General features: G+C 56.4%; 3 protein-coding genes. 2 read left to right on the top strand and 1 reads right to left on the bottom strand.

Annotation, left to right across the window (positions count from 1 at the left end):
• Nucleotides 1-128: 128 nt before the first annotated feature.
• A complete protein-coding gene (locus B9H04_RS17705) occupies nt 129-611 on the bottom strand; it encodes a hypothetical protein (protein WP_080508771.1) in 483 nt (160 codons plus the stop codon).
• 556 nt (nt 612-1167) lie between these two features.
• Between B9H04_RS17705 and B9H04_RS17710 the strand changes: the two genes are divergently transcribed.
• Together B9H04_RS17710 and B9H04_RS17715 are read left to right on the top strand one after the other, a co-directional pair.
• Nucleotides 1168-1485 carry a toxin-antitoxin system TumE family protein gene (locus B9H04_RS17710; RefSeq protein ID WP_049933527.1) on the top strand — a complete coding sequence of 106 codons (318 nt, stop codon included), beginning with the start codon at nt 1168-1170 and terminating at the stop codon, nt 1483-1485.
• 27 nt (nt 1486-1512) lie between these two features.
• Nucleotides 1513-1929: an HVO_A0114 family putative DNA-binding protein gene (locus tag B9H04_RS17715; RefSeq protein ID WP_049933529.1), complete on the top strand. Its 417-nt coding sequence runs from the start codon at nt 1513-1515 to the stop codon at nt 1927-1929.
• Nucleotides 1930-2525: the final 596 nt, after the last annotated feature.

Below are 2525 nucleotides of genomic sequence, written 5' to 3' on the forward strand. Positions count from 1 at the left end.
AGACAAAGATATATTATTATTTATCTGAACCTCTAGCATCACCATCTAATAGGGAGATCCGGGCTTGTTGAAATCCTCAGAAAGTGACATATCTGAGCTGGGTTCTATCCGTACAGGCTGTTCAGTAATCAAGCCGACCGCATGCGCATCGCTATCCATCTGACGACGGACCCCACAACGTAGCCGGTTGTTCCGACGATGACCGCAAGCGCCAGCCCAAAATTAACACTTGTTTCGAGTCCTCCAAGTAATTCGGCGCGGGCAGATCCGTATGCAAACCCCAGCATTCTCGGCGAGGTGTACCGGCCTGCCCCCATCCACTCACCAGAGAGATAACCGACGAGTGGTGGAAAGGCGTACCCCCAGAGGCTAATCAGCCAGAGTGTGCCGACGGTTGGGACTAAGCCCGCACCGAAGATCCCCGCAATGACGGCAGTTCCCGGAACGATCACAAGCCAGCCCCAGAAATCATAGAGGCGAACACCCACACCGAGGAGGAACGCGACAGACGCGAGACCCAAGAGACCGACAACAGAACCGATAACAGCCCAACGAGGAAGACGGTCACCGAAGAGGTGCCTCCGGACCCGACCACCGTCGAGATGTTCCATACCTGTTGTTTTCCTACCGTATTGTTAGTTGTTGGCCGGGTAAGCACTCTTCAGTGACCAGCTGTTTCAGACGGTAATATGTCTAAAAAAGAGATTTCAGCATCTTCAGGTCCAATTTCACCTCGATAACGGGGTCTTCATTTCGAAGGCGGTGTACGTCGAGCTACCCATGCTAGTTTGAGTTTCCGAGTTTGTTAATGAAGTCGGAAGCTCAAATGGCTAAGCGGCGCAATTAGCGCTACGAGCTACTTAAATAGATGAGCGAATCGGCGGATTCGGAAACTCAAAGCGAGCAACCCGTGTCTGGCTTACGCCCGAGCAGGTGGTTTCACACAGTCGAAATAGCATTACTGTGTCTTAGCAACGATTGATACTGTGGCATCCCCTCTGGGAAGATTGGGTTTCGGGAGCGGTGTGGGGTCGCCGCCCCCTACCCAGTAATGAGATGGCCCGTAGCGTCGATCGGACCGTGGTGGCGAACCTCGAGCGGTTTGTGTTCAGTGTTGGACTTCTGCCCAACGCTTATAGCGTTGGCCGGTGTCCCAACAGATGAGAGATGGCCCGGAAACCGCTGTTCCAGTACACCCACATCGAGGCCGGTCTCGTCGAGAACGTCGTGCTTCGGCCGACCGACGACACCGAGACGTACCCCTCGGGCTGGAAGTACACGCTCCATCTGGGCACTCTCGACGACCTCACGCTCGTCCGATACGACAACTCCCACGAGGACACGAAGGGCCACGAACACCACACCGCAGCCGGTGACCTCGACGACGTCGAGTTCCCCGGAATGGAGGACCGGCTTGTCGAGTTCTGGGCGAGCGCGGACGAGTACTGGGACGCCGTCGGCGGCGATCCGCCCCGGCCGCACTGATCGAACACCACCCGACACACCCCGACCATGACCACACTCCACATCACCGTCGATGACCGAGAACAGCTCCGTCAGGACGCGCTCCAGTTCGTCCAAGACGTCGAGGCCGACAATCTCGACGATCAGGATGGAACAGCAACGCTCCAGTTCGGCACCTACGACGACTTCGTCGACAGTCTCACGCCGCTGCGCCTCGAGCTCATTCGGGCGATCGCGGAAGAGGTGCCCGAGAGCATGCGCGAGGCAGCGCGTCTCGTCGAGCGTGACGTGTCCGACGTCCACTCGGACCTGAAGCAGCTGGAAGTACTGGGGATCCTCACGCTCGAAGAGGGCGGGCCCAGCGGTGCGATTCAACCCGTCGTTCCGTTCGACCGCATCGAGGTCCACATCGACTACCCGCTCATCGATAGCGGAGATGCCGATGGTACACCCGCGAGCGCGTAGTCACCACCCACCGCTCTCGGAGTGTTGTAAGGTTCTCTCAGAGTAGGCTGTACTGAGCGATCCGGCCTACTCGAATTGGGAGATGATTCCGTGTGAGATACGCGCTCTGTATTCAGCACGGCGTCAGCGAACTATCAGCGACCACGGATTTCAATAAAGCCGTCTCTGGGTGTGTTAGAATCCGGTATTTGTCTACCGATACGCCCCGATTCAATCCCAAATCGACGCCTTGCCACCCCGGTCCTACATGCTTTCTTGCCCTGTTGAACGCAAGACTGCGTCGGGGTAGGGTCAATAACTCACGGTTTCACAGCGTCAAAGAGCGGTTCTTGCGCTCAGAAGATGCAGTAACTGCCGCTGGCGGTGGTCGTCAAAGGGTCAAAACTATGGTACCTTGCTCCCTTGATCAGGTGACGATGGCGATGCCTCTCCCGGATACGTCCGGAGAAAGGGAGCAGGCGGCGAGCCTTAATGAGTATGAAAACTTTTGTTAGTTAAGCTTGATAGAAGAGTAATGGAGCGCTCACGTCGAAAAGAGATTGAGCATCACTTGACTGAGGAAGAAATCGATGAACTGCTACGTGAGGCCGAAGACG

The sequence above is a fragment of the Halorubrum ezzemoulense DSM 17463 genome (assembly GCF_002114285.1).
In the GTDB taxonomy this organism is placed as follows: Archaea; Halobacteriota; Halobacteria; order Halobacteriales; family Haloferacaceae; genus Halorubrum; species Halorubrum ezzemoulense.